At 67.7% G+C, this 25,692-nt stretch carries 25 protein-coding genes and 2 pseudogenes; 16 read left to right on the top strand and 11 right to left on the bottom strand.

All coding sequences use genetic code 11. The features are described from left to right. Nucleotides 1–112: 112 nt before the first annotated feature. Nucleotides 113–1,102 carry a rod shape-determining protein gene (locus ACFU5V_RS38355; RefSeq protein WP_378706073.1) on the top strand — a complete coding sequence of 330 codons (990 nt, stop codon included), beginning with the start codon at nucleotides 113–115 and terminating at the stop codon, nucleotides 1,100–1,102. Here ACFU5V_RS38355 and ACFU5V_RS38350 read toward each other — a convergent pair whose 3' ends face one another. The 3 genes from ACFU5V_RS38350 to ACFU5V_RS38340 all read right to left on the bottom strand — a co-directional run bounded on the left by ACFU5V_RS38350 (nucleotide 1,103) and on the right by ACFU5V_RS38340 (nucleotide 6,891). Next, entirely contained in the window at nucleotides 1,103–3,934 is a 2,832-nt protein-coding gene (locus ACFU5V_RS38350; RefSeq protein WP_378706071.1) for an FtsW/RodA/SpoVE family cell cycle protein, read from the bottom strand. It abuts the gene before it with no gap. A 16-nt stretch (nucleotides 3,935–3,950) separates the two neighbouring features. Continuing rightward, the gene (locus tag ACFU5V_RS38345; protein ID WP_378706069.1) at nucleotides 3,951–5,180 is read right to left on the bottom strand and encodes a hypothetical protein; all 1,230 of its coding nucleotides are present in this window, start codon (nucleotides 5,178–5,180) and stop codon (nucleotides 3,951–3,953) included. 175 nt (nucleotides 5,181–5,355) lie between these two features. Continuing rightward, nucleotides 5,356–6,891: a hypothetical protein gene (locus tag ACFU5V_RS38340; protein ID WP_378706066.1), complete on the bottom strand. Its 1,536-nt coding sequence runs from the start codon at nucleotides 6,889–6,891 to the stop codon at nucleotides 5,356–5,358. A gap of 141 nt (nucleotides 6,892–7,032) precedes the next feature. Between ACFU5V_RS38340 and ACFU5V_RS38335 the strand changes: the two genes are divergently transcribed. From ACFU5V_RS38335 to ACFU5V_RS38315, 5 genes are all read left to right on the top strand, one after another. Further along, complete coding sequence (locus ACFU5V_RS38335; protein WP_378706064.1) at nucleotides 7,033–7,548, top strand: DUF1931 family protein; 516 nt, start codon at nucleotides 7,033–7,035, stop codon at nucleotides 7,546–7,548. A gap of 188 nt (nucleotides 7,549–7,736) precedes the next feature. Further along, nucleotides 7,737–8,135 (top strand): hypothetical protein, encoded by a 399-nt coding sequence (locus tag ACFU5V_RS38330; protein WP_378438444.1) that lies wholly within the window; start codon nucleotides 7,737–7,739, stop codon nucleotides 8,133–8,135. 335 nt (nucleotides 8,136–8,470) lie between these two features. After that, a complete protein-coding gene (locus tag ACFU5V_RS38325; RefSeq protein ID WP_378439214.1) occupies nucleotides 8,471–9,940 on the top strand; it encodes an APC family permease in 1,470 nt (489 codons plus the stop codon). Further along, a complete protein-coding gene (locus ACFU5V_RS38320; protein WP_378706062.1) occupies nucleotides 9,924–11,360 on the top strand; it encodes an FAD-binding oxidoreductase in 1,437 nt (478 codons plus the stop codon). The genes ACFU5V_RS38325 and ACFU5V_RS38320 overlap by 17 nt, the downstream gene beginning before the upstream one ends. 13 nt (nucleotides 11,361–11,373) lie before the next feature. After that, on the top strand, nucleotides 11,374–11,673 hold the full coding sequence (locus ACFU5V_RS38315; RefSeq protein ID WP_378706112.1) for an HNH endonuclease: 300 nt from the start codon (nucleotides 11,374–11,376) through the stop codon (nucleotides 11,671–11,673). 19 nt (nucleotides 11,674–11,692) lie between these two features. On the opposite strand, the gene upp is transcribed toward ACFU5V_RS38315, so the two are convergent. Genes upp through ACFU5V_RS38300 form a run of 3 tightly spaced genes read right to left on the bottom strand, consistent with a single transcriptional unit; the run spans nucleotide 11,693 to nucleotide 14,876 of the window. Further along, the gene (gene upp / locus ACFU5V_RS38310) at nucleotides 11,693–12,322 is read right to left on the bottom strand and encodes a uracil phosphoribosyltransferase (RefSeq protein ID WP_072943378.1); all 630 of its coding nucleotides are present in this window, start codon (nucleotides 12,320–12,322) and stop codon (nucleotides 11,693–11,695) included. A gap of 20 nt (nucleotides 12,323–12,342) precedes the next feature. Beyond that, the gene (locus tag ACFU5V_RS38305; RefSeq protein ID WP_378706060.1) at nucleotides 12,343–13,608 is read right to left on the bottom strand and encodes a URC4/urg3 family protein; all 1,266 of its coding nucleotides are present in this window, start codon (nucleotides 13,606–13,608) and stop codon (nucleotides 12,343–12,345) included. Next, nucleotides 13,605–14,876 (bottom strand): GTP cyclohydrolase II, encoded by a 1,272-nt coding sequence (locus ACFU5V_RS38300; protein WP_378706057.1) that lies wholly within the window; start codon nucleotides 14,874–14,876, stop codon nucleotides 13,605–13,607. The genes ACFU5V_RS38305 and ACFU5V_RS38300 overlap by 4 nt, the downstream gene beginning before the upstream one ends. A 175-nt stretch (nucleotides 14,877–15,051) precedes the next feature. Between ACFU5V_RS38300 and ACFU5V_RS38295 the strand changes: the two are divergent. Beyond that, nucleotides 15,052–15,426, top strand: a pseudogene (locus ACFU5V_RS38295) (DUF2252 family protein); the annotation flags it as partial. Between the two features lie 87 nt (nucleotides 15,427–15,513). Here ACFU5V_RS38295 and ACFU5V_RS38290 read toward each other — a convergent pair. Continuing rightward, complete coding sequence (locus tag ACFU5V_RS38290; RefSeq protein WP_378706055.1) at nucleotides 15,514–16,656, bottom strand: RNA-guided endonuclease InsQ/TnpB family protein; 1,143 nt, start codon at nucleotides 16,654–16,656, stop codon at nucleotides 15,514–15,516. Nucleotides 16,657–16,741: 85 nt separating this feature from the next. On the opposite strand from ACFU5V_RS38290, the pseudogene ACFU5V_RS38285 reads away from it, so the two are divergent. Then, a pseudogene (locus ACFU5V_RS38285) lies at nucleotides 16,742–17,287 on the top strand (DUF2252 family protein); the annotation flags it as partial. A 144-nt stretch (nucleotides 17,288–17,431) separates the two neighbouring features. On the opposite strand, the gene ACFU5V_RS38280 reads toward ACFU5V_RS38285, so the two are convergent. After that, the gene (locus ACFU5V_RS38280) at nucleotides 17,432–17,812 is read right to left on the bottom strand and encodes a hypothetical protein (protein ID WP_378706053.1); all 381 of its coding nucleotides are present in this window, start codon (nucleotides 17,810–17,812) and stop codon (nucleotides 17,432–17,434) included. A gap of 107 nt (nucleotides 17,813–17,919) precedes the next feature. Between ACFU5V_RS38280 and ACFU5V_RS38275 the strand changes: the two genes are divergently transcribed. From ACFU5V_RS38275 to ACFU5V_RS38265, 3 genes are all read left to right on the top strand, one after another. Continuing rightward, entirely contained in the window at nucleotides 17,920–18,516 is a 597-nt protein-coding gene (locus tag ACFU5V_RS38275; protein ID WP_378706051.1) for a TetR/AcrR family transcriptional regulator, read from the top strand. A 45-nt stretch (nucleotides 18,517–18,561) separates the two neighbouring features. After that, nucleotides 18,562–19,659 (top strand): calcium:proton antiporter, encoded by a 1,098-nt coding sequence (locus ACFU5V_RS38270; RefSeq protein ID WP_378439210.1) that lies wholly within the window; start codon nucleotides 18,562–18,564, stop codon nucleotides 19,657–19,659. A 78-nt stretch (nucleotides 19,660–19,737) separates the two neighbouring features. Further along, a complete protein-coding gene (locus ACFU5V_RS38265) occupies nucleotides 19,738–20,268 on the top strand; it encodes a hypothetical protein (protein ID WP_378706049.1) in 531 nt (176 codons plus the stop codon). A 39-nt stretch (nucleotides 20,269–20,307) separates the two neighbouring features. Here the strand turns inward: ACFU5V_RS38265 and ACFU5V_RS38260 are convergent, their stop codons facing one another. Then, nucleotides 20,308–20,826: a PadR family transcriptional regulator gene (locus ACFU5V_RS38260; RefSeq protein WP_378435051.1), complete on the bottom strand. Its 519-nt coding sequence runs from the start codon at nucleotides 20,824–20,826 to the stop codon at nucleotides 20,308–20,310. Nucleotides 20,827–20,929: 103 nt separating this feature from the next. Here ACFU5V_RS38260 and ACFU5V_RS38255 point away from each other — a divergent pair, with 103 nt between their 5' ends. Beyond that, nucleotides 20,930–21,412, top strand: a complete 483-nt coding sequence (locus tag ACFU5V_RS38255) for a DUF1707 domain-containing protein (RefSeq protein ID WP_378435049.1) — start codon at nucleotides 20,930–20,932, stop codon at nucleotides 21,410–21,412. Between the two features lie 37 nt (nucleotides 21,413–21,449). Here ACFU5V_RS38255 and ACFU5V_RS38250 read toward each other — a convergent pair whose 3' ends face one another. After that, entirely contained in the window at nucleotides 21,450–22,160 is a 711-nt protein-coding gene (locus ACFU5V_RS38250) for a tyrosine-protein phosphatase (protein ID WP_378435047.1), read from the bottom strand. Between the two features lie 146 nt (nucleotides 22,161–22,306). On the opposite strand from ACFU5V_RS38250, the gene ACFU5V_RS38245 reads away from it, so the two are divergent. The 4 genes from ACFU5V_RS38245 (at nucleotide 22,307) to ACFU5V_RS38230 (ending at nucleotide 24,156) form a co-directional block, all read left to right on the top strand. Further along, nucleotides 22,307–23,047, top strand: a complete 741-nt coding sequence (locus ACFU5V_RS38245) for a GntR family transcriptional regulator (RefSeq protein WP_378706047.1) — start codon at nucleotides 22,307–22,309, stop codon at nucleotides 23,045–23,047. A 227-nt stretch (nucleotides 23,048–23,274) separates the two neighbouring features. After that, entirely contained in the window at nucleotides 23,275–23,604 is a 330-nt protein-coding gene (locus ACFU5V_RS38240) for a hypothetical protein (protein WP_378435043.1), read from the top strand. A gap of 97 nt (nucleotides 23,605–23,701) precedes the next feature. Beyond that, entirely contained in the window at nucleotides 23,702–23,896 is a 195-nt protein-coding gene (locus tag ACFU5V_RS38235) for a hypothetical protein (protein WP_378435041.1), read from the top strand. Nucleotides 23,897–23,901: 5 nt separating this feature from the next. Further along, on the top strand, nucleotides 23,902–24,156 hold the full coding sequence (locus tag ACFU5V_RS38230; RefSeq protein ID WP_378706045.1) for a hypothetical protein: 255 nt from the start codon (nucleotides 23,902–23,904) through the stop codon (nucleotides 24,154–24,156). Nucleotides 24,157–24,432: 276 nt separating this feature from the next. Here ACFU5V_RS38230 and ACFU5V_RS38225 read toward each other — a convergent pair whose 3' ends face one another. Next, entirely contained in the window at nucleotides 24,433–25,623 is a 1,191-nt protein-coding gene (locus ACFU5V_RS38225) for a hypothetical protein (protein ID WP_378435037.1), read from the bottom strand. Between the last annotated feature and the right edge of the window lie 69 nt (nucleotides 25,624–25,692).

The following is a 25,692-nucleotide window of genomic DNA, read 5'->3' as shown; positions in this document are numbered from 1 at the left end:
CGGCGGGTCGTGGCCGTTTCCGGGATTCTTCCAATGCACGCGATACCTTCCGAATGACGCTGCCGCTGCGTAACATCAAGCACATCTCGCTGGAATCCCTCTGGAGGCCGACGTGGGTGGACTTGGTATCGATCTCGGAACTGCCAACACTGTCGTCGGAACTCCCGACGACGGCATCGTACTGAACGAGCCGTCTTTCATGCTGGTTCGGACGAAGGAACCGCACCGTGCTCTCGCCATCGGCACCGAGGCGCGAAGTCTCGTCGGCCGTACGCCTATCGGAATAACTCCGGTGCGGCCGTTGCGTGACGGGGTGATCGTGGACCTGGAGTCGGCGCGGGCGTTCGTGACGGCGATCGTCAAACGGGTGTCGCCGGCCAGGCGATACGGGGTGCGGCCCAAGGCCGTCATCTCGGTGCCCGCCGGCGCCACTCCGCTCGAGCGCAGAGCACTGCTCGAGGTCGGGCACGAGGCCGGCCTGCGAAAGGTGGGGTTGGTGCCCGAACCGGTGGCGGGTGCCCTCGGCTGCGGAATCAACCCGCTCGAACCACGCGCCCACCTCGTCGTCGACATCGGTGGCGGCACTTCGGAAATCACCGCCATCTGTTTCGGTGGCATTCTCTCCCACCGCAGTTGCCGACTCGCGGGCGACGAACTGACCAACGCGCTGTACCACTACCTGCGGGAGCAGCACAACATCGTCGTCGGCGAGCTCACCGCCGAGCGCGCGAAGCTGGGTGCACCGGACACCGACGAAGGGCAGTCTCTCGTCGTCGAGGGCCGCGACGCCGCCACCGGCCGGGCCCGGTTCGTCACACTCGAAACCGAGGAGATCGTGGATGCGTTGCGGCCGACCACAGCCGGCATCGTCCACACCCTGACCGAGTGCCTCGAAGACCTTCCGCCCCAGGCGATCGGCGACGTGATGTCGGAAGGGCTGCTCGTCATCGGTGGAGGGGCGATGCTGCGTGGCCTGTCGCAGCTACTCGAGGAAGCGTTCGGATTCCCCGTGAAGACGGCCGAACGCCCACTCACCTGCGTCGCCGAAGGCGCCACCGCCTGTCTCGTGCACCCCGAGGTCGTTGCCGCCTACAGCAGTTGATCACCGGGTCGGCGCCGGCGCAGGCGGTCGTGGGAAGTAACGCTCGAGGATCTTCTTGACCACGGGCCCGGATGTCGCCGACCCGAAACCACCGCCACGGACCAGCGCCGTCACCACGATCTCGGGGGCGTCGAACGGCGCCACCGCGGAGAACCAGGCGTTGAGTCCCTCCCCCGGCGCCGACGGATCCTCCGCAGTTCCCGTCTTGGCGCCGGCCGGTACCGGGAGGTCCGCGAGTTGCCCGGCGGTCCCGGCGGCCGCGGACGCCCGCATCCCCGCCCGGACGGGATCGAGACGGTCGGCGAACGCGAGCCGCTGTGGTGTCGCTGTGGGGAGGGGGATCAGTTCCGGCCCGTACGCCGCGGCCAGCTGCGGGGTCACCATCGCGCCGGTGGCGATCCCCGACGTCCAGCGCGCGACCTGAATCGGGGTCGCGCTGACCGTGCCCTGCCCGATACCCATCAACAGCGTCGACCCGGGATACCACGTGGCCCCGATGCTTCCGACGTTCTCCGGGGTGCCGAGGAACCCCTCCGCCTCGCCGGGCAGGTCGATCCCGGACCGCCGTCCCGCGCCGAGTTGGTTCGCGACGTCACTCATCTTCTCCGGGCCCAGGAGCTCACCGAGTTTGTAGAAGTAGACGTTGTCGGACCATTGGATCGCCTGCAGCATGTTGTTCGGGCCCATCGGCTGCCAGTTCCGGAAGGTGTGGCCACCGTAGGTGTAGGCCGCGCCGGTCTCGATCACCGCGTCGGGCGAGAGCACCGGGTACTGCATGTCCGCCGACGCGACGACGATCTTGAATGTCGAGCCGGGTGGGACCGCGGTCTGGGTCGCGTTGTTGACCAGCGCACTCGGGCCCGGGGTCTGGCTCTGTGCCGCGAGCGCGACGAGGTCGGCCGGAGGTCCGTAGACGTTGTTGTCGGCGCCGGGGACGCTGGCGAGGGCCAGCACGGCGCCGGTCCGCGCGTCCATGACGACGGCGGCGCCGAGGTCGCCCCTACTGGTGCGCATCGCGTCCACGAGCGCATCGGTGGCCAGGGTCTGGACACCGATGTCGAGGTGCAAGCGCAGATCGTGGCCCCGCACCGGGTCGACGCGCTCGCCGGTGGCCACCGGATTGCCGGTCGGATCGACGTACATGCACTGTGTGCCGTCACTGCCACGGAGCAGTGCGTCGTACTGCTTCTCGAGTCCCGCCTTGCCGACCCGGGATCCGAGTGCGAGGTGTGGCCAGCGTTGCATGTCGTCCGCGTCGGCGACCCCGACGTGTCCGAGGATGGATGCGAGTACGGCGCCGTACGGGTACTGCCTGCGACCGGACGGCACCACGAGGACACCGGGAATCCGCGCATCCACCACGCGCCGAGCCTGGTCGGGCGCGACTCTGCCCACCTCCACCTGGGTTTCGCCCTCGCCGCCGGCGTCGATCAGGTCCGACAACTCGTCGGGTGACTTCGCGAGCAGCGCGGCGAGCCGGTTGCGGGCGTCGTCGTCGCTGTCGTCGAACATCCGAGCGACCACGGCGACCGCGTACTCGGCGACGTTCACCACGAGCGGGACGCCGTTGCGGTCGACGATCAGTCCGCGCTCGGCAGGCAGGCGGATGCACCGCATCATCTGTGCGTCGCTCATCGCCCGATATTCCGCACCCCGGTCGTGCTGCACCTGCCACGCGAACACCGACATCGCGACGAGTGCGGCGATCATCGTCATCGTGCCCGCCGACACTCCGCGTGGGCGGCGCCGACGCCGGGGGTCAGGGGCCCACAGCGGCCGCGCGACGCCGTCTCGGCGGACCGCGAGTACCAGTCCGATGGCGGCGAATCCGACGATGGCGGCCGTCCCCCCGTAGCTGAAGAGGGGAATCGGCATTCCGGTGTGGGGCAGCAGCGACAAACTCTGACCGATCGACACGAGCGCGTGGATTCCGAACAATCCACCGATTCCGGCAGCGACGAGTGCGGCCTCCCGGGTCCGGGCGGTGCGCGCGGCGAGCGCGGCCCGCCACACGATCACCGACGTCGCCACCACGACGGCCAGGCCGGCGACCAGTCCCCACCCGTACACCAGGCTCGCGAACGCCAGATCGTGCTCCGATTCGGGAAGAAACTGTGCCCGCACGGCATACAGGGGGTCACGCGCCAGACCCCACAGACCGCCGCTGCCGATCGCGATGTTCGCCTGCAACTCGGCCCACCCCGCGCCCGCCGGGTCGGCGTTGCTCGACAGGAACACGTGCACCCGTTCGAGCTGATACGGCCGGAGGAACAGCACCGCGAGCGGTAGCGATGCGATCCCCATCACGAACAAGGGAACCAGCGGCAGCAGCGGGACCCGCGCGAGGACGAGCATGAACCCGGTCGTCGCAACGAGCACGACGGCCGTCGACAGGTCGGGCTGGACCGCGACGAGGGCCACCGGCACCGCTGCAATCGCCAGGGTCGCGACGAAGCGTGCGAGGGTGAACCCGCCCGCGAGCATGCCCGCGGGCACCAGAATCAGGGCGAGCTTGGCCAACTCGGAGGGCTGAACGGTGAACACACCGAAATTCAGCCAGCGCTGCGCTCCTTTCGTCGCAACCCCCGCGAGGGGAACGGCCGCGAGCAACAGGGTCGCCACCGCGAACACCGCCCAGCCGAAGGCCCGAAGATCACTGACCCGCATGCGGGACACCACCCACATGATCGCAAGTCCGACCACTGCGAAGAGGAGATGGCGAACGGCGTGCCCTGTCATCCCTGTCGCCGTGAGATTCAGGAGTCCGAGCACGACGAGGACGATCGCCGCCCCGACGATCCACGGGTCGGACTCGTGCTTGCCCTCCTGCATGGCTGCCCCCCGGCACTCAGCAGCGTGCGTTCTCGGCGGGGATCAGCAGCGGTTCGGACGCGGCCGTCGCCGGGGCGCTCGTGATCGCCGCGACGGCGAGCGCGGCCCCGCGCGGCAGATCGGTCCGGACGATGCCGTACACCTGCTGCGACCCGGGCTGAACGCGCTCCGACACGTCGCCGCCGGCCCGCACCTCACCCGAACAGCGGTCGTACACGTTCACCCTCCAGGTCACCGCATCGACCGTCGCAGCCGGATCGAGGTGGACGTCCACCCGGATCTCGCACACCAGCCCGGGCCCGCACTCCCCGCTGGCACGCGTGGCCGTGACGAGCGTGATCGGCCCGGCGGTACCGGGAGCACCGACGTCGACGGGTGGCGGCACTCGTCCGGCATCGGCCGTCGCCGGTGCGGGCTGGTCGGCCGGCGGTTCCGGTGGCGGCGACACGGGTCGAATCTGGTTCTGCTCCGCGGGATTCACCGGATTCAGGACGGTATCCCAGCCTCGCCGCAGTTCCGACCACGCCCGCGGAGCCATCCACACTGCGGCGAGAAGTATCACGATCGCTACGACGCCGAGGGCTCCCTGCCGTCGCGAGGGCCGTCTCGTCCTGCGATGCCACGGGTTCCGGACCGGCGGGAACCAGCCCGGCGATGCAAGGGTGGAACCGGTGTCCACCGGCGGCTTCTCACCGGCAGGCCGTTCCTCCGCCGGGCGGCCGTCCGAGCGCGGTCGTCCCCTGGTCGCCGCGACCAGCCGGGCGAGCTGGCAGCGTTTCCGACTCGCCTCGGCCGCATCGACGCCGGGTTCGACCGCCAGCCGAACACGGTGCAGCAATGCCTCGAGATCTGTTGTTTCGGCGAGCGATTCGTGCAACCGGTCGGGCAGGGCCGACGCGCGACAATTCGTCGCGATACTTCGGAACAACCCGGCGACCTGCTCGTTCAGGTCTTGCCCGGACCCCGCACCGCGCACGTACTCGATCGTGAGATGCCCGCTGTCGGTCACCGTCACGTTCCGGAGACGGAGGCGGTCCGGCCCTTCGGTGCGCGCCGGTTCGAGCTGATCGAGTGCATCGGCAACGAGCAGCGAAGCCTGCGCCGGTGACAGTATCGCCGCCGCGAGGAGTCTTCCGAGTGCGATGCCACTGGCAGGGGCGGCGTGATCAGGTTGTTCGGGCGGTTCGGATCGAGCATCGGCGGGTTCGTTTCTCCTCGTGAGGAGCCCTGTCACTGCTTCGATCATCGCGCACCCCGACGCTCTGCCTCCCGCGCCGTGGGACGAGACCGGAGCGGGCGGCGACGGACCTTGAGTTGGGCTTACCCTGTGCCGAAATCCTTTACGCCTGTGTCATTCCATTTAACTCCGGCCGATGCTCCGGCGTCCGCGAAATCGTCCCGTCCGCTTCCACACATTCGGGTCAGCGTTCTCTCGCGGGTACACCGAAGGCCTGCATCACCACCGCACCCCAGTCCCGCCATGCCGGGCAGGGCACAGGATCCCGGTGGTTCAGAAACCGGATCACCTCATCGTCGACGGCGGCTGAGAGAGGCAGCGACGAGTGTGCGGCGCGGACCGGGCAGGCGTTGCGTTCGACGTTCAGCCGCCAGCCGTGCGGCATCAGTGGAAGATCGGCGGCCGACGTGACACTCAGAACACGCACCCCTTCGGGCAGTGTCTCGCCGAGAACGGCCTGTGCGCTGCCCGCGTCCCCGAGCAGTTGCCGCGCCGCGGGCGTGTCGGGGTCGAAGGGGAAGAACGCGAACTCGATCGCGGGCACCGCCCACCGCAACAGGTCGCCGAACACCCTGCCCGATCGTTCGGCGTCCGGCGGCGGAAATCCGAGCGGGGTCTCCGGGAACACACCCACCAGAACCAGCACGTCCACCTGTGCCCGACCTGCGGCGACCGCTTCCCACGCGATCCAGCCTGCGTGCGAATGCGCGGCAACGGTCAACGGCCGCTGCAGGTTCGCCGCCTGCTCGGCGAACACGGCGACCTGTTCCTCGACGGGCCGATGGGTGTCGGCCGGTTCGTAGGGGGCGCCCGTTCGGATCGGGCACGTGGCGTCGCGCCGGGGCTGCCCGCCTCCGGTTCCGGCGTAGGAAAAGTAGTACACCTGTTCGCATTCAAACCCCAGCCGCTGCACGTCGGCCCGGTGGATCGCCCCTTCCCCCGAACGCGAGTCGATGCCGGACATGACGAGCAGCGAACCAGCCTGTCGTGGTCCGGGTTCCGGAACGTCGTAAGCGCGGGTCCGAACGAAGATCGCCGAGAGGACCGTCGACGCGACGAGCACCGCGGCGAGTGCCGCGACGGGCCGCCTCAGCGGCGCACGGCCCATCGCCCACACCGTCAGTCCGGTCGCCGCCGCCGACACCGGCACGAGCAGCACGGTGAGGGCAGGCACGCGGTCGGCCAGGGCGCCGAGTGCGAGGATCGCCGCGCAATACGGCACCATCACCTCGATGCGCAGGCCCCGGCGCCACGTCCGCCCCATCGCCGCACGCAGGCCGGCGCCGCCCTGCCACGGCACCGGCCCGAGTGTCGACACCAGCACCGCGACGAGCGCTACCGCCGGCCAGAACGCCCGCGAGTACAGCATCGCGTAGGCGGTCGCATCGGCGCACGACGCCAGGAGGACCGGACCGAACGCGGTCGCGTAGAACGCCGTGGCGAAGCGGATACGCGGCTTGTCGAGTCCTCCGAGCAGCCAGGCCATCAGCATGATCCGCGCGGCCGACACCGCGGCCAGCAGCACGAGGAACTGCGGCCACGACTCGGTCCGTACCAGCAGAAGTCGCAGGTCCGCGAACTGATCCAGCGGCGGCAGCGCGACGAGGTGCAACAGGCCCGGCCACACGGGAACCGCCCCGCACAGCGCGAGCACGACGACCAGCACGGCGGCCGCCGCCAACGGCCACCACCGCGCCCCGCGCCGCACCCACCGGCTCATACCTTTCGCTGTACTCGCTGTCGGTGGTCGTGCACAACCCGGTCGGCCGAGCATGCAGGACTTCGTGCCGGACAACGCGATTCCCGGGGCGGGTCATCCGTGTATGCGGCGGGATCATCCCGGCGGAACAATGGACACGACATGGCGGGGCGTATCGGGGAGGATGATCACCTGATGGACGGTGCGGAGGTCCGAAGCCACGGGTCGCTCATGACGTTCGACCAGTTCGAAGACATCTTCCGGGTGGCCGCCAGTATCGGCGTCGTGAGAGAGGACTTTCACCGATTCGACGACGTCGTCACCGGGAAGCTGTACGACCTGCTGCTCGTCGCCCAGTCGGTTGCCGCGGCCCAGCACCGGCACGTCATCGAACTCACCGATCTGCCGATCACCAGAGGTCTGCAGGAGAACATCGGGTTGTTTCGGGAACTCGGCCCACATCTCCGGGTCGACCCGATCGTCCAGCGACTGACCGCCTATCCGCCGCTCGACGGCATCCTCGCGGTCGACACCCGATCAGGGCTCCCCGACATCACCGGCGGTCTGAGCGTCGCCCTCGCGCGCACCTTCCGCATCGTCTACCCCGAGTTGAGGACACTGCGGGCCCGGACCACGCACTGGTCGCTGGTCAGCACGCTCGTCGACCTCTATCTCTGACGTCACCGGCGGCGGGCCACTGTCCGATCACAGCTTCGGGAACACCCCCGGGGGTGCAAACATCCACCCCCGGATGGAGGGTCGACCACCCCTCTGGGGGGAGTTGGCGGGACCCCGTAACGGCGAAGACTGGTGTTTGTCCACGAGGGACACGGACACCCACCCACACCACACTCAGGAGCAACGCAATGAACTCGACCAAGACACGCATCGCCGCCGCAGCCGCAACAGGCGCCGCCCTCGGACTCGGGATGTTCATGGCCCAGAGCGCCACCGCCGCCGCCGCACCCGCGCAGTCGACGTCGCCTCAGGTCGTCTCCCCGGACTCCGGGCTCTCCCCGTACAAGGTCGAGGTCAGGGACCGAATCGGTTGCGCCAATGCATGGCCCATGGTCGCATGCGACGCCCCCGACGAGGACGTGCCTCCGCAGGTCACACTCGTCGAGCCGGGCACCACCCTCGTCGAGCCCGGTGGCACGTCCCTCTTCGGACCCGCATCCGCGACCATCCATCAGGTCAACTACCCCCTCGAGCCCGACGACGGGGTGATCTCCCACTCGCTCGATCCCGACATGCCCTGGTTGTGACGTGCCGACGACCGGCGACACGTCTTCGTAGACGACTTGGAGTAGACCACCTGGAGTAGACGACTTGGAGTAGACGGCCTGGATCAGCTGCATCTCGCGCAGACACTCGCGGCCGCCGGAGCCATCGGCCCCGGCGGCCGAGGCGTGCGCGGTGACTCGCGCCGCGCGCATGTCGGGGTATTTAGAAAGACGAACCATCACTGACATCCGTCCCCTCGAGGAGGACGATGAAACAGACCGGTCTCGCTCTCGTCGTGGAACGAGTCGCGTTGTCGCGGTCTTTTCGAAGCGATTCACCCTCTCCGCAGTTCCCGATCGAACGTGAGGCGGCCGAGATGACGGCAGAAGACGTGACGGGCTCGCAGACCGCCGATCAAGAATGTCAGGACTGCGGCTACGAACCCGAACTGAAGCGAACTCTGGGCTCATTTCAGGTGTTCGCTGTCTCGTTCGCGTTCATCTCGGTGGCGGTCGGGATCTTCGGCACCTACGACGACGTGCTTCGCGACGCCGGGCCGGTGGGGATCTGGCTCTGGGTCGTCGTGGCGCTGGGGCAGACCCTGGTGGCGCTGGTGATCGCCCAATTCGCGTCCCGCATCCCCCTCAGCGGCTCCTCCTACCAATGGGCGTCACGGCTGGCCAACCCGAAGGTCGGCTGGATGTTCGGTTGGCTGACCTTCTGCTACCTGGCGCTCGGCGTGGTGACGGTCGACAACGCGATGGCAAGCTCCGCCCTCATGCCGCTGTTCGGCATGGAGCCCGACGAGGGCACGGCGCGCATGATCACGCTCGTCGTGGTGCTTGTCCAAGCGGTGCTCGTCGTGTTCTCGACGCGCCTCGTCGGCTTGATCACGTCGGGCGCGGTAGGGCTCGAACTGGTGATCGTCGTGGTGCTGGCGATCGGGCTCTTCGTCGCCGTGGCGATCACGGGCGACGGCTCGGTCGGCAACCTCACCTCCCGTGGTGTCGCCGAGGGAGCCCCCAACTATTTCGCGGTCGGCGGCGGGTTGATGGCTGCGACGATCATGGGGCTCGCCACCCTCGTCGGCTTCGATTCCGCGGCGAACATGGCGGAGGAGGCCAAGGATCCGTTTCGCAGCGTCCCGCGCGCGATCGTCGGATCGGTCGTCGCGGCGGCGGTGCTGGGACTGGTGTTTCTGATCGCGCTCACGATTGCGATCAAAGATGTACCCAGGATCAGTGACAGTGACACGCCCGTGGCGGCGATCCTGCGCGATCAGCTGGGTCCGGTGATGGAGCGGACACTGCTGGTCGCGATCGCGTTCGCCTTCTTCGGCGCGGGAATGGTGACCTTGGCGACCTGCTCGCGGATGGTGTTCGCGATGTCGCGCGACGCACGTTTCCCCGCGCACCGGCTGATGCGCCGGGTCAATCCGCGCACGCAGACGCCCATTCCGGCGACGATCTTGATCGTCGCCGTAGGGGTCGTGCTGATGGCTGCCCTTCCGGGCGGCGCACTGCTGGAGTTGCTCACGGTGGGAACGGTCATCTCGGCGGTCCTCTACGGCGGGATAATCGTCCTGTACCTTGCGGTCCGCACACGATTGGACCGCAGGGAAGGCGCGTTCGATCTCGGGCGCTTCGAACTGCCGGTCGCGATCGGCGCACTGGTGTGGTCGGCCTTCGTGGTGTTCGTGATCGTGTCGCCCGCGACCGCGTTGACCTCGATACTGATTGCGATCGGGTTGCTCCTCGCGGGCGGGGTGTATTTCGCCTATCTGTTGATATTCAAACGCGCGGTACTGGACACCGAGCCCGGAGACGCCGATGTCTTCGCGCACTGACCGGGAGCGGACGCCTCTGACCGCCGCCACCGTGCTCACCGGCGACGTGGTGCGTCCGGGCGATTCCGGGTACGAGGAGGCGCGGGTCGGCTGGAACCGCCTGTACTCCCGCTACCCCGAGGCCATCGTGTTCTGCTGCGACACGCGGGATGTGGTCAACGCGGTCTGCTGGGCCCGAGAAGAAGGCATCGCCCTCCGTGCCCGCAGCGGGCGCCACAGCCTCGAGGGGTGGTCGTCACTCGACGGCGGCCTCGTGATCGACGTCAGCCGGATGAAGAACATCGAGATCGACGAATCGACCGGTACGGCGACGGTGGGGACGGGCCTGACGCAAACGGAGACGGTCGCAGCGCTCGGACAACACGGCTTCGCCGTTCCGACAGGCTCGGAGGGCGGTGTCGGACTCGGCGGCGTGATTCTCGGGGGTGGCTTCGGACTACTGACCCGCAGCATGGGCATGGCCTGCGACAACCTGCTCGCCGCGGAGGTCGTGGTGGCCGACGGCGCGCGCTCGGCGAAGGTCGTGGAGGCCACCGAGCACAGCAACTCCGACCTGCTGTGGGCGTGCCGCGGTGGAGGCGGCGGCAACTTCGGGATCGCGACGTCGTACACCTTGCGGCTGCACGAACTCTCGAACGTCACCTTCCTGGTCGCGAGGTGGACCGGTCACGGCCACCTGGGTGACGTGCTTCGAGTATGGCAGCGCGAGGCGCCGGTCGCCGACCAGCGGCTGACGAGCGCTCTCGAGGCGGATTCCACCGCGGTCGAGCTGTCGGCGCTGCTGCACGGTGGTTCGCGGCGAGAACTCGAGGACCACCTGCGTACGCTGTTGACGATCGGCAGTCCCGAGGTGACGGTGACGGAAGGCGCCTGGCCGACCGTGTACCGCGAGGTCGACAGGGGGCCGAACGACGTCGCCCTCTGGAAGTTCTACTCCCAGTTCGTCACCCGTCCGTTCCCCGACGAGGCGATCGATCTGATCGTCCGCTTCATGGACAACACCCCCAGCCCGCCGAGCAACTTCTTCTGCTCGAGTTTCGGCGGGGCCGTGCGGCACGCGCCGCCAGGAGGGTCCGCGTTCCCGCACCGCGACGCACTGTTCTATTGCGAGCCGGGCGCGGCGTGGAACGACCCCGCCCTGAACTCGGTGGCGCTCGGCTGGGCCGCCGACTTCTGGCGCGCGCTGCGCCCCTTCGGCGACGGCGCGTATGTCAACGTGCCGAACGCGTCCGCGTCGGACTGGGAACGCGAGTACTACGGCTCCCACCGCGAGCGGTTGCGCGAGGTCAAGGCGACCTACGACCCGGAGAACGTGTTCACCTTCGAGCAGAGCGTGCCCCCGTCGCCTGCCGACCCGTCGCGGGCCCTACGCTGGGGCGATGGCGGTCAACCGAAGTCGTCAGGCCAGGGCAGCCCGTAAACGCAAACTCCGGATGGACAGTGTCGAGCACGACCTCACCGACGAGCAGTGGAGTGCGCTCACCGAGGCGTGGGGCGGCTGCGCGTATTGCGGTGCGACCGACAAGCCGTTGCAACGCGACTGCGTACAGGCACTGTCGCGCGGCGGGCGGTACACCCTCGAGAACGTCGCCCCGGCCTGCGGCTCCTGCAACGCCAGCAAATGCAACGACGAGGTCACCGGCTGGCTGCGGCGCAAGCGGCTCGACGAGCGCGCCTTCCTGCTGCGCCACATCGAGATCAGAACAGCACTCGCGTTGCGGTTCCCCGCGTAACCATCGGAAACGGCCGCAGCTATTTGGTACCGAAGATGCGGTCGCCTGCGTCGCCGATACCGGGCAGGATGTAGCCGTGCTCGTCGAGTTGGCGGTCCACGGCCGCGGTGTAGATCGGCACATCGGGATGCGCCTTGTCCAGCGCGGCAACGCCTTCCGGACAGGTCAGCAGGCAGACGAACTTGATGGACTTGGGACCGCACTCCTTCAGCCGCTCCACCGCCGCCACCGCGGAGTTGCCGGTGGCCAGCAGCGGATCGACCACGACCACGTCGCGCTCGTGCAGGTCGCCGGGCATCTTGAAGTAGTACTCGACCGCCACGAGGGTCTTGGGATCGCGGTACAGACCGATATGCCCCACGCGCGCGCCCGGCACGATGGTCAGCATGCCGTCCAGGATGCCGGTACCCGCGCGCAGGATGGAGACGAAGACCAGCTTCTTCCCGTCGATGACTCTGCCGGTCGTGACCTCGAGCGGCGTCTCGATCTCGACCTCCTGCATCGGGATGTCGCGTAGCACCTCATACGTCATCAGTGCGGAGATCTCGTTCGCCAGTCGGCGAAAACTGTTGGTGGAGGCATCCTTACGGCGCATCATCGTGAGCTTGTGCTGCACCAGAGGGTGGTCGATAAGGTGTACTGTCCCCATGTGTTCGTCCTCGTTTCGTTCTAGAAGACCGTGCCGTCGCTGACGACGGTGAGCGGAGGCAGCCCGCCGCGCGTGCGCTGTGCCAGCGCACGGCCCGCCGCCCAGGTGCCGCCCTCGAGGACGCAGGCCAGCGGCATCTCCTCGGCATCCACGCCCAGGCGTGCGCGCACCAGCGGGGCCAGTTCGTCCAGCAGCGCGACCGTCAATGCGCGCCACTCGACGACCAGTTCGTCGCCCGCCGCCCAGCTGCGCGCAGCCCAGTCGGGGTCGCGCAGGCGCAGCACGCCGGTATCCAGCAGCAGGCCGCCGTTGCGGTATTCGGGCAGGCCCGTCAGCGCGTCCAGCCCCACCACCCGCACACCGGCCCACCGGAAGGGCTCGAGCAACGAATAGGTCAGCCACTGCGACAGTTTGTGGAACGGCACCCAGCCCCGGGTCAGGCCCGGACCGTCCACTGCCTCGTGAGGCCAGCAGTCGCCCAGCGGCTCGGTGCCGATGGCGTTGCCCGCCGGCCAGATGCCCGACAGTGAGGTCAGCAGCTGCGACAGGATGTCGTGGGCCGCGACCGTCGCCGCGGCCGGACCCTGCGGAGCGACCAGCACGTCGAACAGGCCACCCGGCCGGCCGTGCGGACCGAACACGTCAGGTTGCGCGGCGAGCGCCTCGCCGAGCCGGCGCAGTAGCCGCACGCGTCCGTCGAGCCCCACCAACGGATTCGACGGGCCCACCTGAAACGCCTCGGCGAGCCGGTCCGCGTCCAGGTCACGCAGTCCGGCCGCGTCGACCTGCAGCGGCTGCGTCCCGTCGCTCGAGAACAGTCCGCCCAGGAACGCGTGCCAACTCGCGATGCCCAGACCCTCGGAACGGGCGAAATGCTGCACGCTCGCATTCTCGCGGTATCGCCAGTCGGGACCGGCACCGGCATCGAGCAGCACGCTGACGACGGCGAGGTCGATCATGGCGCGGGCGCGGCCGGGCGTGTCCAGCGCGGCCAGGCGCGCATCCAGCCCGGCCTTTCGATCTACTCCGCCGGCCTCGAAATGGCGCCACCGGCTGTGGTACGGAATCTTCAGGTCCGGATAGCGGGCACGCGTGACGTCCACGACCTCGCCCGCGGCCGCCTGCAGCGCGTCGTCGTCCACGCCGAACCAGCGTGAACCGCCGTCGCGCGCGCGACCCAGCAGCAGTTGCGCCCGCTCCCGCACGGCGGACGTGGTGCGCAGGGCCGCGGCCGCACCCTCGGCCCGCCCGACGTCCAGGGCGGGACCGACGCCGGTCACGCTCATTCGTCCAACTCCCGGCCCTTGACCTTCGCCAGTTCTTCGGCGTCCGGCACCACGCCCGGGGTGAAGTAGCCGGCCGCCATCTTCGCGTCGATCTCCACGCGCGCGTCGGCCGGAATCAGATCGGCGGGGAGGTCCACCCGCTCCCCGACCTCGATGCCCGACCCGGTGATGGCGTCGTACTTCATGTTGCTCATCGAGACCAGGCGGTGGATCTTCCTGACGCCCAGCCAGTGCAGTACGTCCGGCATCATTTCCTGGAACCGCATGTCCTGCACGCCGGCCACGCACTCGGTGCGGGCGAAGTACTGATCGGCCGTGTCGCCGCCCACCTGGCGCTTGCGGGCGTTGTAGACCAGGAACTTGGTCACCTCGCCTAGCGCACGGCCTTCCTTGCGGGAGTAGGCCACCAGGCCGACACCGCCACGCTGCGCACCCTGGATACATTCCTCGATCGCATGTGTCAGGTACGGACGGCACGTACAGATGTCGGAGCCGAACACGTCCGAGCCGTTGCACTCGTCGTGTACCCGCGCGGTCAGTTCCACCGCGGGATCGGCCAGGTCTCGCGCGTCACCGAAGATGTACACGGTCTGCCCGCCGATCGGGGGCAGGAACACCTCGAGGTCCGAACGCGTCACGAGCTCCGGGTACATGCCGCCGGTCTCCTCGAACAGCACGCGGCGCAGATCGGTCTCGCTGCAGTGGAAGCGCTCCGCCACACCCGGCAGATGCCAGACGGGCTCGATCGCCGCCTTGGTGACCAGCGCAGCACCGCTGGGCAGCAGGAAACGGCCGTCCGGGTGCAGGCGACCTTTCTGGATGGCCTCCGTGATCTCCGGCAGGATCACGTGTGCCTTGGTCACGGCGATGCTGGGCCGGATGTCGTGCCCCGCCGCCAACTCGGCCGCGAAGACCTCGGCGACCGTGGCGCCCCACGGATCCAGGCTCACGATCTTGCCGGGCTCGCTCCACTGCGGATACGGGCCGATGGCGTTGGTGGGCGCGGTGTTGGTGAGGTCGGCCTTGTGGTGGCGCGACAGTGCACCCGACGCGACCGCCAGAGCCCGGTAGATGCTGTACGAACCGCTGTGCGTCCCGATCACGTTGCGGTAGGCGCGATTGGTGGTGGTACCGACCACCGGACCGCGCTCGGACGCCGTGGGTGCGCCCCAGTGGACCGGAATTGCCCCGACCCCGCCGCTGTGGGAGGTCAATCGGATGTGGCCTGCGGGGTTCTCGGGTGTCGCGGCAACGGGTTCAGCGGACATGACATTCCTCCGTCAAGGAAGGCCCGGCGGCACGGCATGCCTCCGGAACGTGTCTCCGGTGCCGGATGCTGCCTGCCACCGGAAACCGAAGCATAACCACTCTTCAGCGACAATGTCGTGCGGCGAAGACACCGATCGTTCAACCCGCGCGAACGCCTCCGATAGTGTCGCCGTGGTGACGAAGAATCGAGCGCGCGCCGTGGACCTGCGAACCCAGGACGACGCGGACGACGTGTTCGCGCGTGGCGATGCGTTGCAGGCAACCGTGCCGTCGCGTGTACACGATCACGAGGCGACCGGCGCCGGCCGGCCGGATGTGCTCCACTTCGTCGAGGCCGACAACGCGGGCAGGTTGGCGCATCTCGTCCCCCTGCGGATCGGTCGGATGATCGCCTCGCCGTTCGCCTTCTTCCGCGGCGCCGCCGGTCTGATGGCTGCCGACCTCGCCGCCTCCCCGGTGACCGGATTGACAGCGCAACTGTGCGGTGACGCGCATGCCGCGAACTTCGGCCTGTACGGGACACCGGACGGCCACATCGTCATGGACTTGACGTCCTCTCGGCCGTGAACGACCGAGATTCCCCTCGAAACTCACGTCCCGAGGTTCCTGTTTCACCGACAGTCGCCGCCCCACACGTTATGTGCGGGGTGGTCTGACACCATCTCCGCAGGCTGCCACCGCCAGTCCGACGGCCAAAATGTTCCTCGCCGCATTTACATCCCGATCGTGGACGACGCCGCATCGGCACGTCCACTTCCGGACGTTCAGCGGCATCGCCCCGGCGATCTCCCCGCAGACCGAGCAGGTCTTCGACGACGGATAAAACCGATCGACCACCACCACCCGCCGCCCGTACCAGTCGGCCTTGTACTCGAGCATCGACCGGAACTCGGACCACCCCGCATCCGAGATCGCCCGAGACAACGACCGATTCTTCACCATATTCCGCACACTCAGATCCTCGATGGCGATCACTTGATTTTCGCGCACCAGCCGAGTGGAGAGTGTGTGCAGATAATCGCGGCGCCGATCGGCGATCCGGCCATGAATCTTCGCGACCTTCAGTCGGGCCTTGGCCCGGTTTCGGGATCCTTTCTCCTTCTTGGCCAGCACCCGTTGCGCCTTCGCCAGCCGCTCACGGTCCCTGCCCTCGTGGCGCGGGTTGGTGATCTTCTCCCCCGTCGAGAGGGTATAGAGGCTGGTGATCCCGGCATCGAGCCCAACCACCCGATCAGTCGACCCGAGTTCGCTGATGGTGTCCTCGACGAGGATCGAAATGTGGTACTGACCACGAGCATTGCGCGACACCGTCACCTGCGACGGCACAGCCCCCTCCGGCAACGGCCTCGACCACCGAATATCCAAGGGTTCGGACTGCTTGGCCAACCGGACCTGCCCACCCCGGTAGGTGAAGCAGTTCGAGAAGTAGGTCGCCGAATCCTTCGACCGGCCCTTCTTCTTGAACTGCGGGTAGCGGGACTGCCCGCGCCAGAACTTCTCGAACGCACCCTGCAACTGCCGCAGCGACTCCTGCAACGGCCCCTTCGACGGCTCCGCCAACCACGCGGTCTCCGCCTCCCGTTTCCATCCGGTGAGCATCGTCGAGGTATCCGCATAGGTCACCCGACGCTGCTCCTGCGCCCAGGTCCGCGTCCGCTCGGCCAGTGCCCGGTTATAGACATACCGGGTGCACCCGAACGTCCGAGCAAGCTGTTCCGCCTGCACCACAGTCGGATAGAAACGAAACTTGAACGCCCGCTTCACCACTCTCCCCGCCATGCCCCAGACCATAACCACACGGTCCGACAACCCAGATAGGCTATCCCGGACCTGAAGGACCGGGTTTGCGCCGAAAGACTCACGGATCACCCGATTCGCCGTGTCCGACGTCGCCTTCCGGATCGTCGGAACCGGCAGTGTCGGTCTGCGCAGCTATATCGCCCTGCTGCACGGCAATCGGGACGAGGTGCTCGTACTTCAGCTCAAACAGGCCCGGCCGTCCGCACTGGCGGCGTACCTGCCGGTCGACGAACCGAAGCACGAGGGCAAGCGGATCGTGCACGGCACCCGGCTGGTGCAAGCGGAGTCGGACATCCTCCTGGGCTGGACGACCATCGACGGCCTTCCCTACATCGTGCGGCAGTTCCGCAACCTCAAAGGCGACATCGATCCAACCCGCCTGGAGCAGGATCATCTCGACGACTACGGCCGCCTCGCCGGCGCCCTGCTCGCGCGTGCACACACCCGCTCCCTCGATCCGCGGGCGCTCGCCGGGTACTTCGCCGGCGATACGGAACTGGACGAGGCGATCGGGCGGTACGCCGTCCGCTACGCCGATCAGACCGAAGCCGACCACGCCGAACTGGTCGACGCGGTGAAGTCGGGGCGGATCGCCGCCGAACCTGCCTGAATCGGCACGACCGACTGGATCGTGGCCGAGACAGGCCGCCACTCCCCACAGATACGACGCGCGGTTGCGCCTCGTATCCGCCCGAGCCGGACTGCCTCGGATTCGTGGGTGTGAGTGGCGACCTGTTTCGTCGCAATCCGGAACCTACCTCGCCACTCCGACACGAATCTCCGGTCCGGACTCTGCAGCGTCGGACGGCCGACGCCGCCGGCTGCACCATCGGAGGGACACATCGAGCACTCGCGGCACGACGAAACAGACCGCGGTGGGAACGACGACACCGGTCAGCGACAAGGCTCGAAGCCAGGTCGGCCAGGCGGCAGTGATCGGGCCCGACAGCGTCATGACGGTCATGCCCAATGTGACGAGCGGGAAGATCGAGACCCAGGTAACGGCGACCCGCAGGTGGATGGACGGCACCGGCACGACGTCCCGGACAGGCCGGCCCGCACGCGTGCGGCGTGGCTTCGTCGCCGCCGGGGCGAGTTGCTCGACCACTGCGGATGCGAGAGCGAGAGATTCCATCCTGAGGCAGCCCTTCCGAAACTCCAACTATTCAGTTGCACTTGGAGCGTAGAGCGTGGCGACGCAACTTGCAACCAAACAGTTGGAGTTCGTCGTAGGATGCACCGGTGGCGTGGGATACCGAACGAACCAAGAGACTTCTCCTCGAGGCCGGCGCCGAGGAGTTCAGTGCGTTCGGACTGGCCGGCGGCCGAGTCGACCGGATCGCCGTGAAAGCAGGCGTGAACAAAGAGCGTATCTACCAGTACTTCGGCAAGAAGGAGGCGTTCTTCAGCGCAGTCGTCGAGAGTGAACTGACGGCGTCACTCGCCGCCGTCGAACTGTCCGGAGACGGAGTGCCCGCCGTCGCCGACTACGCGGGCCGTCGATTCGACTACCAGCGCACGCACCCGGCCTTCACCCGTCTGCTGTTCTGGGAGGGCCTCGAACTCGGGGAACCGGTAGCAGAGGGAATCCGCCGCAAGCACGCCCAGGCGTTGGTCACGGGGGCGCGGATCGCCACCGGCCTGTCCGAGGCCGACGCCCAGGAACTTCTCATCACGGTGATCACCCTGGTCGACGGCTGGGTCACCCTCCAGACCGCGGACCGGCTGTTCTCGCCACCTTCTCGCCCTGACGACCGGGATTCACGAAGACGCGAATTCATCGTGATGACCGTCGAAGCCGCCACCCGCGCGGCGATCGCCCGGACCGATCGGACCTGACCCATTGCGGTGCACCGGAGCGGATCGAGCTGGCAAGGTCTAGTCATGGCATTCGGGTGGCGGTCGGTCGCTGCGGAGTGGCCGCTGGTGATACCCCCCGTCGCGGTTGCGGTACTGGGCCTGACCTGGGGCCGCCACATCGGCACAGTCCTGGTGCTCGCCGTCGCCGTGGTGCTGGTCGGTGCGGTACTCGCCGCCGTTCATCACGCCGAGGTGGTTGCGCACAAGGTCGGTGAGCCGTTCGGATCGCTGATCCTCGCGGTCGCGGTCACCGTCATCGAGGTCGGACTCATCGTGACATTGATGATCTCGGGCGGCCCGGCGACGGCGTCGCTGGCCCGCGACACGGTGTTCGCGGCGGTGATGATCACCGTCAACGGCATCGCCGGGTTGTCGCTGTTCGTCGGCTCACGACGGTACGGGGTCGCGCTGTTCAATGCGGAGGGTACCGGCGCAGCGCTGGCGACGGTGGCGTCACTCGCGACGTTGAGCCTGGTGCTCCCGACCTTCACGACGAGCCGGCCTGGCCCCGAATTCTCCTCGGCCCAATTGGTATTCGCGGCTGTGGCCTCGCTGGTGCTGTACGGGATGTTCGTCCTCACCCAGACCGGGCCGCACCGGCACTTCTTCCTGCCGGTCATCGCCGATGAACCGGAAACCGGCGACCGGAACTCCGCACCGCCGACGGGCAGGATGGCCGGGATGAGCCTCGCCCTGCTGGTGGTGGCGCTGTGCGCAGTCGTGGGGTTGGCCAAGGTGGAATCACCCGCGATCGAGGACGCGGTCGAGGACGCCGGGTTGCCACAATCCATCGTCGGTGTGGTCATCGCCTTGCTCGTGCTTCTGCCGGAAACCCTCGCCGCGGTGCGGGCAGCGCAGCGAAACCGGATCCAGATCAGCTTGAACCTGGCCTTCGGATCGGCGATGGCCAGCATCGGCTTGACCATCCCCGCCATCGCCGTCGCCTCCATCTGGCTGGACGGGCCGCTTCTGCTCGGCCTCGGTCCGACCCAGGTCGTGCTGCTCGCGATCACCGTGGTGGTCGGCATGCTGACGGTGGTACCCGGCCGCGCCACCCGACTCCAGGGCGGCGTCCACCTGGTGCTGTTGGCCGCGTACGTGTTTCTCTCCGTCAACCCGTGAGCACGGTCCGCCGCCTCGCCGGCCGTGGAGACGTCACCAGCGCGCCCGCCGGATTCGCGTTCGGGTAAGTTTCCGCGCATGAGAACCGCATCGTGGGTCGGCGCGGCGACTGCGGTGTTGCTCGGCGCCACCGCTGCCGCAGCGTGGAGGAAAGCGAGTCTTGCCGATCAGGCCAGGCACGAAGCAGAGGCCGCACTGGATGCGGCGCTCGAGCAACTCGAAGCGATGACCCGGATCGCCGAAGCCGCGCAGCAAGCGCTCCCACGACCGCTGGAAGTCGAGTTCGACGTCCAGCGCATCCGTGGTCCCGTCGACCGATTCCGGCTCCGCAACGTCGGAACGGGAATCGCCACCAACGTGCGGTTCGTCGTCGATCCCGCCGAGGAGCAGAATCGGCGGGTCCCGACTCCGCAGTGGCTGACCGAGGACGCGGTGACGTTGTCGCCTCACGAGTGGGCCGATTTCTCCGCGAGCGCGCTGTCTCCCGTCGGCGGCTCGTGGCGGATCGTGTTTCCCGCGTTTGTCACCGTGATCCACGACGAGGCCGGGACTCCGCGCCGAGTGGACCTGCCGACGGCCGTCGTCACCGAGGACGGCGTGATCGGCTGACCGCCCGACACCGGCACCGGGCGAGACGCGGCCGAACCTTCACTGCCCCAGCCGGTCCTCGACCAGGTCGAACCAGTCGAGTACTGCGCGCTCGTACACGATCCCGAAGTCGAGGGTGGCCATCGCGAATCGGTTGGATCCGTGCACGGCGGCGTCACGCTCGTACTCGGCGAGCTGCCTCTGGTGGACCGCGCGGTGCGAGTCCAGCATCGCGGCCAATCGATCGGGCGGAAGGTGCGCGCCGAACGCGACGGTGAGAAGCAACGGATAGCGAATGTTCTCCTGGCCGGGTTCGCGCTCGATCCATTCCGCGAACGCCCGGCGCCCCTCGTCGGTGAGTGTGTAGGGCTTGCGTTCGCGGGCACCGCGCTCCCCTGCCTCGATCAAATCGGCACGCTCCATCGCCGCGAGTTCCCGGTACACCTGGCTGGTCGTGATCGACCAGAACTTGCCGATGCGTTCCTGCGCGGTCACCACCAGATCCCAACCGGTCTTGGACCCTTCGTGCAGGAAACCGAGGAGCGACGCTGCAGTGGCGTTGAGGGGGCGTTCATCCATCTCGCGGTCCTTCATTCGATCAGGGGTTGACATTCCACTGTGGCATATCGATCATGGTGATAGCGACATTCCACAGTGGAACGTCATCGCCGAGGAGGGTCCGATGCAGTACGCGGACAACATCCGGATATCCGATTCCGAACGTGAACAGGTCGTCGGTGAACTCGGGCGACACTTCACCGCCGGGCGGCTGACCATCGGGGAGTTCGATCAGCGGGTGGCAGAGGTCTATCGATCGACCACCCGGCAGCAGGCGCATCAGGTGTTACGCGACCTGCCGTCCGCAGCCCCGGCAGTTGCCACTGCCCCGGTCGCGACACAGCCCGACCGTCCCGCGCGTCGCCACATCCCGGGTCACCAGCAGATCGAGTGGCTCGCCTGGGCCGTCGCGGGCGGAATCAATATCGCGATCTGGGGCATCATCTCGCTCGCTACCGGCCTGATGATCTACTTCTGGCCGGTGTGGGTGATAGGCCCGTGGGGGTTGGTGCTACTGGGCCGGACCCTGCTCGGCCGCGAGAGCGGTTGCACCAGATTCACCGACGCGCTGCGCAACGACCGGATGAGAGCCGTCGCGAGTCGGTGAGCCGCCGACGACACCCGTGCCGCCCAGCCGAAGCACGTCACCCGGCGAAACGCGTGGTCCAGAGTCGGATCGTCTCGTCGGCGGCGCCGCGCTCCCTCAGCCACCCGTGAACGCCGCCCGGGTGCGCATCCCAGCGGGCGAGGACACCCTCGATCGCCTCGGGGACGGCACCGCGCACATCGCGGTCGTTGGGATGCGCGTGACCGAGTTCAGGGGCGAAACGGGTAATCCGCGCCAGGACGGCACCCATGTGTTCGTTGGTCGATTCGTAGTCGGCGACGATCTGCTCGGGTCCGACTCCGGCGGTGCGTAACAGCAGGGCCACAGCGACCCCGGTGCGGTCCTTGCCGGCCGCGCAGTGCAGCAGCACCGGGCCCGGCGCGGTGGCCGCCACCTGCAGGACGTCCACGAGCCGCTCCGCCGCATTCGCGAGGATGCCCTGGTAGATGTCGGCGAGCCTCGCCCCCTGATTCGGCGCGGTGACCTCGGCGTCGGACAGCAGGGAGATCCGGTGCACCGCCGTCTCTCGCGACCGCAGCGGGTGAGCCCGAGTCGCGAACTCGCGGGGGCTGCGCAGATCGACGACGGTGCGGGCGGGCCACTCGTCGACCGCCGTGGGACGGGCGTCGCCGGGTGCGGGCAGTGCGCTGCGATACAGCACACCGGACTGCGTCCGTCCGCCCCCGGCAAGCGGAAGTCCACCGAGGTCACGCAGATTGGGGAGTACGTCGAGGTCGGTCACGGTCATACGAGCTCCTTTCCGATATAGGAATATTCATCTATACAACTAGCCTAAACCACCTTGCCGGACAATCGGCAGGTGAATGCATCTGGCCTGCAAAGACGGGCATAATGCGCCGGCCCTGCCAACGACGGGTCCTATAGACTTATGGAATGCCGAGCCGGGTGCCGCTCTACCGACAAGTGCAGGACATCTTGTTGCAGCGACTCGACAGTGGCATGTTGCAGCCGGGAGACCGGTTGCCGCCCGAGACCGACCTCGCCGCCGAACTCCGCGTCAACCGGCTCACGGTGCGGCAGGCGATCGGCGAACTGACCCGGGCAGGGCGACTCGTCGCCAAGCAGGGGTCCGGCACGTTCGTCGCCCCGCCGCCCCGGCACTTCCCCATCGAACTCGCCGCCAGCTTCATCAACGATGCCGACGGTCTCAGCGAGGCGTTCAGGTCCGCGGGCCGAGAACTGACCGAGTCACTCGTCTCGAGCGAGATCGTCCTCGGCGGCAGTGCACCGCAGGTAGAGGCGTATCTACCGGGATGCCGGCTACGCCGCGTCGACACGGTGCTCGCGGTCGACGGTGAGCCGTGGTTCGCGAACTCGGTCTGGATGGACGACCGCCGCTTCGCCGATATCGACGGGCACCTGCGTGAGGGTGTCCCCCTGTACAGCGTGTGGCGCGACGCCTACGGCGTCCGACTGAAGGCGGCCTGGCGTTCATTCGCCGCGGGCACTGCCTCCCCACAGGTTGCGGCATTGCTCGAGGTGCCGGCGGGTGCAGCGGTCCTTCTCCGCGACGGTCTCAATCTGGACGCGGACGACGCCCCCACCGTGTACATCAACCGCGCGTGCCGCAGCGACCGGGTGCGGTTCGTCGCGAACTACGCCCCGACGAGCTGACCGGGTATGTCCGGAGCGCGGGGGGCGACCCTCGAGGCTTTGACCAGGCCAAACATTCCCGAGCGCCGATCGGGCTGGGGCTACGCGGACCAGAAATAGGTATACCCCCCGGTGATTCGGCCGATGTGTCACGCACCCCCGATAGGCGACGATGTGAGCTGTCTCACTCATAAGCACGGAGTCGCCCGATGGTCCGACGCCGCCACTGACGGAGGATGCCCGCACCGATGAACGCACAACCGATGACCTGCGGTGACTACGTCACGGCGACCTTCGCTCGCGACTTCGTCGCCGAGGGATTCGACCACGACACAGTCGAGCGCATCCACCGCGGACTGTTCGACGAGTGGACACACGCCCTCGCCCAATCAGGTCTGTTCAGCAACGGAACAGTCGCGGCCGCCCTGGACTCCTGGCAGGACGACCCGCACTCCCTCCTCAGCGCCCTGCTCGCCAACGCGGATGAAATCACTCTCAAGCGCTACGACCTCGTCTGGGAAGCACTGGAACGAAGCGCCCACGCCGGGGCTGCAGACGCCGTCGTCGAATACGCATGACCCGCCCGCCGGCGGCAATGTCACCGCGAAGTCCACCCCTGCCGGGCCCGAACGAACTACTGCACTGATCACACCACCCACACCGACGAACGAGACCATGACCACCAACACATATCCCACCATCGAAACCATCCGCACCGGGCAGTACGGTCACGAATGCCGCTACTGCGGGCACACCGTCGCGAAGGACGGTCCTGGCTACCGGCACACGACGACCGGGCAGTACCGCTGCGATCCCACCAGTCGAGCGCTGCAGGAAGCGCGACTGTCCGACAGCCTGGTTCGGAGTTGAGCACCATGAACGTGCACGCGAAGCAGTTGCTCCCGCCGCGCGACGGCCTCGCCGATTACCGCGACACGGTCGATGCGCTGCACGCCCTCGAAACCCAGGGACCCCTGCGGGCCGACCCCCGCACGGCACTGCTGTTCGACAGCCTCACCGACGACCTCATCGAGGCAGCTCAAACGAACGGCCTGGGCGACACGATCTCACAGCGCGACATCGTCGCCATGATCGATTTCGCGATCTCCCGCCCGCGCCCGTCACTCTGAATCGGCCGAGCCGGAAGCGCGCTGCCGGGCAACCCCACAGGATTCATGGTGCCCGGGTCGGGCGGATTCATGGGGCCCGGTCGGGCGGTGACGATCAACTCGATGCCGCTCCCCCGCCTGATGGTGTTGTAGATCGCGCAGGAGGCTGCGACGTCCTTGCCCTCCCGGGTGAAGTTTCGAGCCTCCGACCGCTGGACCGAGGTCACCACGTTTCAGGCTGCGAAATGCCGCCGTCACAGCGCGGCCACGTGACGGCTCAGCCCGCGATCGTCGGACTCATGAAGCCGTCGTCTTGGCCGGCCGGTTGCTGCCGAAGAGTTTTCGTGCCTGGTATCGCACCAGCCCGAGTCCCACGTCGATGACGTAGAAGCGGGCGGTCACGAGGAATTCCTGAAACTTGTTGCGGTTGACCGCATAGCTGAGGGAACGGACGAGTTCGGTATCGGTTTCGCCGAGTTCCGCCAGCCGCTCGAGGTTTTCGCGAGCGAACAGCTCACCGCCCTCCCCGGCGGCGTTCAAGTACATGCGGCGGACCGCCCTCGACGGGATCTCCCGGGGCAGGCTCGTGCACTGTCCGGATGCACCCACGATGTGGAGTCCGATCATCGTCCGCAGACACTTCTCGCACCTGCCGCAGTTGTATTTGCTCGCCAGATTCCACCAGCACACCCGTAGGTGGTTCATGGCGACCGCGGACTCCTTGATGCGGGCCAGTTTGGCAACACGGTCCGCTTCGATGCCGTCGTGCACGATCTCGACATCACTGCTCGACCACAGGGGGTCGAGGTCGGGATGCGTCCCGAGCGGGGCGAGCCGCGATTCGTCGTCGGACGCCGGAATGTAGACCTTGCGCAGGTGAGGGGACAACAGTAGCGAAACGTGGGCGAGGAAGGCGCCGTGCGCCTGACTCTGCCAGTGCGGTCCGTGCTTGGCGTGGAGTAGGCGAACGTTGGATCGGACCTCGATCAGTTCCTTTCCGAGTTCCGCCGCCATCGTCCGGGCCCGATCGACCGCCTCGTCCCACAGCACGTGGTTGTCGAGGCTGATATCCAGTCCGTGGATGATGATCAAGTGGGTGATCTCGTCGAGATGCTTCAGTGCGGTGTAGAAGGAGTCCACGCCACCGGAGAAGAAGCACCCGACCCCTCTTCGGTCCCGCTCCAGTGGGCTGGGTACCGCGGTCTCGGCCTGCGTGGAGGTGCGGTGAAGCATCTCGGGGAACCAGTCGAGCAGCACGTCCTGGGCGGCCAGGCTGCCCTCCAACGCAGCATTGTCGACGGCCGGGGTGATGGCGAGTTGCAACCCTTTTCGCATCGCCGTCACACGAAGCGTGGGCAGCCACGGGGTACCGGTGACATCGACAGTCACGTCGGACTCGGTCCACACGGTGAACGATTCGCCGTCGATCACCAGCTCCGCGGTGGAGCGGTACGTGTCGTCGACCGACACCGAAGCCTTCAGTTCCATTGCCGCACCTCAATGTAGGTATGCATTCGAGTTCCTCGTTCAGCTCTGTATGACTCTCGCAAGTTACCG

The organism is Rhodococcus sp. NPDC057529, assembly GCF_042802055.1.
GTDB lineage: Bacteria > Actinomycetota > Actinomycetes > Mycobacteriales > Mycobacteriaceae > Rhodococcus_F.
The sequence above is the reverse complement of the archived record's forward strand: the minus strand, read 5'-3'. Positions and strand labels throughout refer to the sequence as shown.

Bases quoted from the DNA above. Each gene is read 5' to 3' on its own strand.
- ACFU5V_RS38280 (WP_378706053.1), bottom strand. From the start codon at position 17,812: ATGGAATCTCTCGCTCTCGCATCCGCAGTGGTCGAGCAACTCGCCCCG.
- ACFU5V_RS38330 (WP_378438444.1), top strand. From the start codon at position 7,737: ATGAACTCGACCAAGACACGCATCGCCGCCGCAGCCGCAACAGGCGCC.
- ACFU5V_RS38255 (WP_378435049.1), top strand. From the start codon at position 20,930: ATGCAGTACGCGGACAACATCCGGATATCCGATTCCGAACGTGAACAG.
- ACFU5V_RS38270 (WP_378439210.1), top strand. From the start codon at position 18,562: ATGGCATTCGGGTGGCGGTCGGTCGCTGCGGAGTGGCCGCTGGTGATA.
- ACFU5V_RS38315 (WP_378706112.1), top strand. From the start codon at position 11,374: ATGGACAGTGTCGAGCACGACCTCACCGACGAGCAGTGGAGTGCGCTC.
- ACFU5V_RS38235 (WP_378435041.1), top strand. From the start codon at position 23,702: ATGACCACCAACACATATCCCACCATCGAAACCATCCGCACCGGGCAG.
- ACFU5V_RS38260 (WP_378435051.1), bottom strand. From the start codon at position 20,826: ATGGATGAACGCCCCCTCAACGCCACTGCAGCGTCGCTCCTCGGTTTC.
- ACFU5V_RS38250 (WP_378435047.1), bottom strand. From the start codon at position 22,160: ATGACCGTGACCGACCTCGACGTACTCCCCAATCTGCGTGACCTCGGT.
- ACFU5V_RS38345 (WP_378706069.1), bottom strand. From the start codon at position 5,180: ATGATCGAAGCAGTGACAGGGCTCCTCACGAGGAGAAACGAACCCGCC.
- ACFU5V_RS38305 (WP_378706060.1), bottom strand. From the start codon at position 13,608: ATGAGCGTGACCGGCGTCGGTCCCGCCCTGGACGTCGGGCGGGCCGAG.
- upp (WP_072943378.1), bottom strand. From the start codon at position 12,322: ATGGGGACAGTACACCTTATCGACCACCCTCTGGTGCAGCACAAGCTC.
- ACFU5V_RS38245 (WP_378706047.1), top strand. From the start codon at position 22,307: ATGCCGAGCCGGGTGCCGCTCTACCGACAAGTGCAGGACATCTTGTTG.
- ACFU5V_RS38325 (WP_378439214.1), top strand. From the start codon at position 8,471: ATGACGGCAGAAGACGTGACGGGCTCGCAGACCGCCGATCAAGAATGT.
- ACFU5V_RS38300 (WP_378706057.1), bottom strand. From the start codon at position 14,876: ATGTCCGCTGAACCCGTTGCCGCGACACCCGAGAACCCCGCAGGCCAC.
- ACFU5V_RS38225 (WP_378435037.1), bottom strand. From the start codon at position 25,623: ATGGAACTGAAGGCTTCGGTGTCGGTCGACGACACGTACCGCTCCACC.
- ACFU5V_RS38340 (WP_378706066.1), bottom strand. From the start codon at position 6,891: ATGAGCCGGTGGGTGCGGCGCGGGGCGCGGTGGTGGCCGTTGGCGGCG.
- ACFU5V_RS38320 (WP_378706062.1), top strand. From the start codon at position 9,924: ATGTCTTCGCGCACTGACCGGGAGCGGACGCCTCTGACCGCCGCCACC.
- ACFU5V_RS38240 (WP_378435043.1), top strand. From the start codon at position 23,275: ATGAACGCACAACCGATGACCTGCGGTGACTACGTCACGGCGACCTTC.
- ACFU5V_RS38230 (WP_378706045.1), top strand. From the start codon at position 23,902: ATGAACGTGCACGCGAAGCAGTTGCTCCCGCCGCGCGACGGCCTCGCC.
- ACFU5V_RS38290 (WP_378706055.1), bottom strand. From the start codon at position 16,656: ATGGCGGGGAGAGTGGTGAAGCGGGCGTTCAAGTTTCGTTTCTATCCG.
- ACFU5V_RS38335 (WP_378706064.1), top strand. From the start codon at position 7,033: ATGGCGGGGCGTATCGGGGAGGATGATCACCTGATGGACGGTGCGGAG.
- ACFU5V_RS38265 (WP_378706049.1), top strand. From the start codon at position 19,738: ATGAGAACCGCATCGTGGGTCGGCGCGGCGACTGCGGTGTTGCTCGGC.
- ACFU5V_RS38350 (WP_378706071.1), bottom strand. From the start codon at position 3,934: ATGCAGGAGGGCAAGCACGAGTCCGACCCGTGGATCGTCGGGGCGGCG.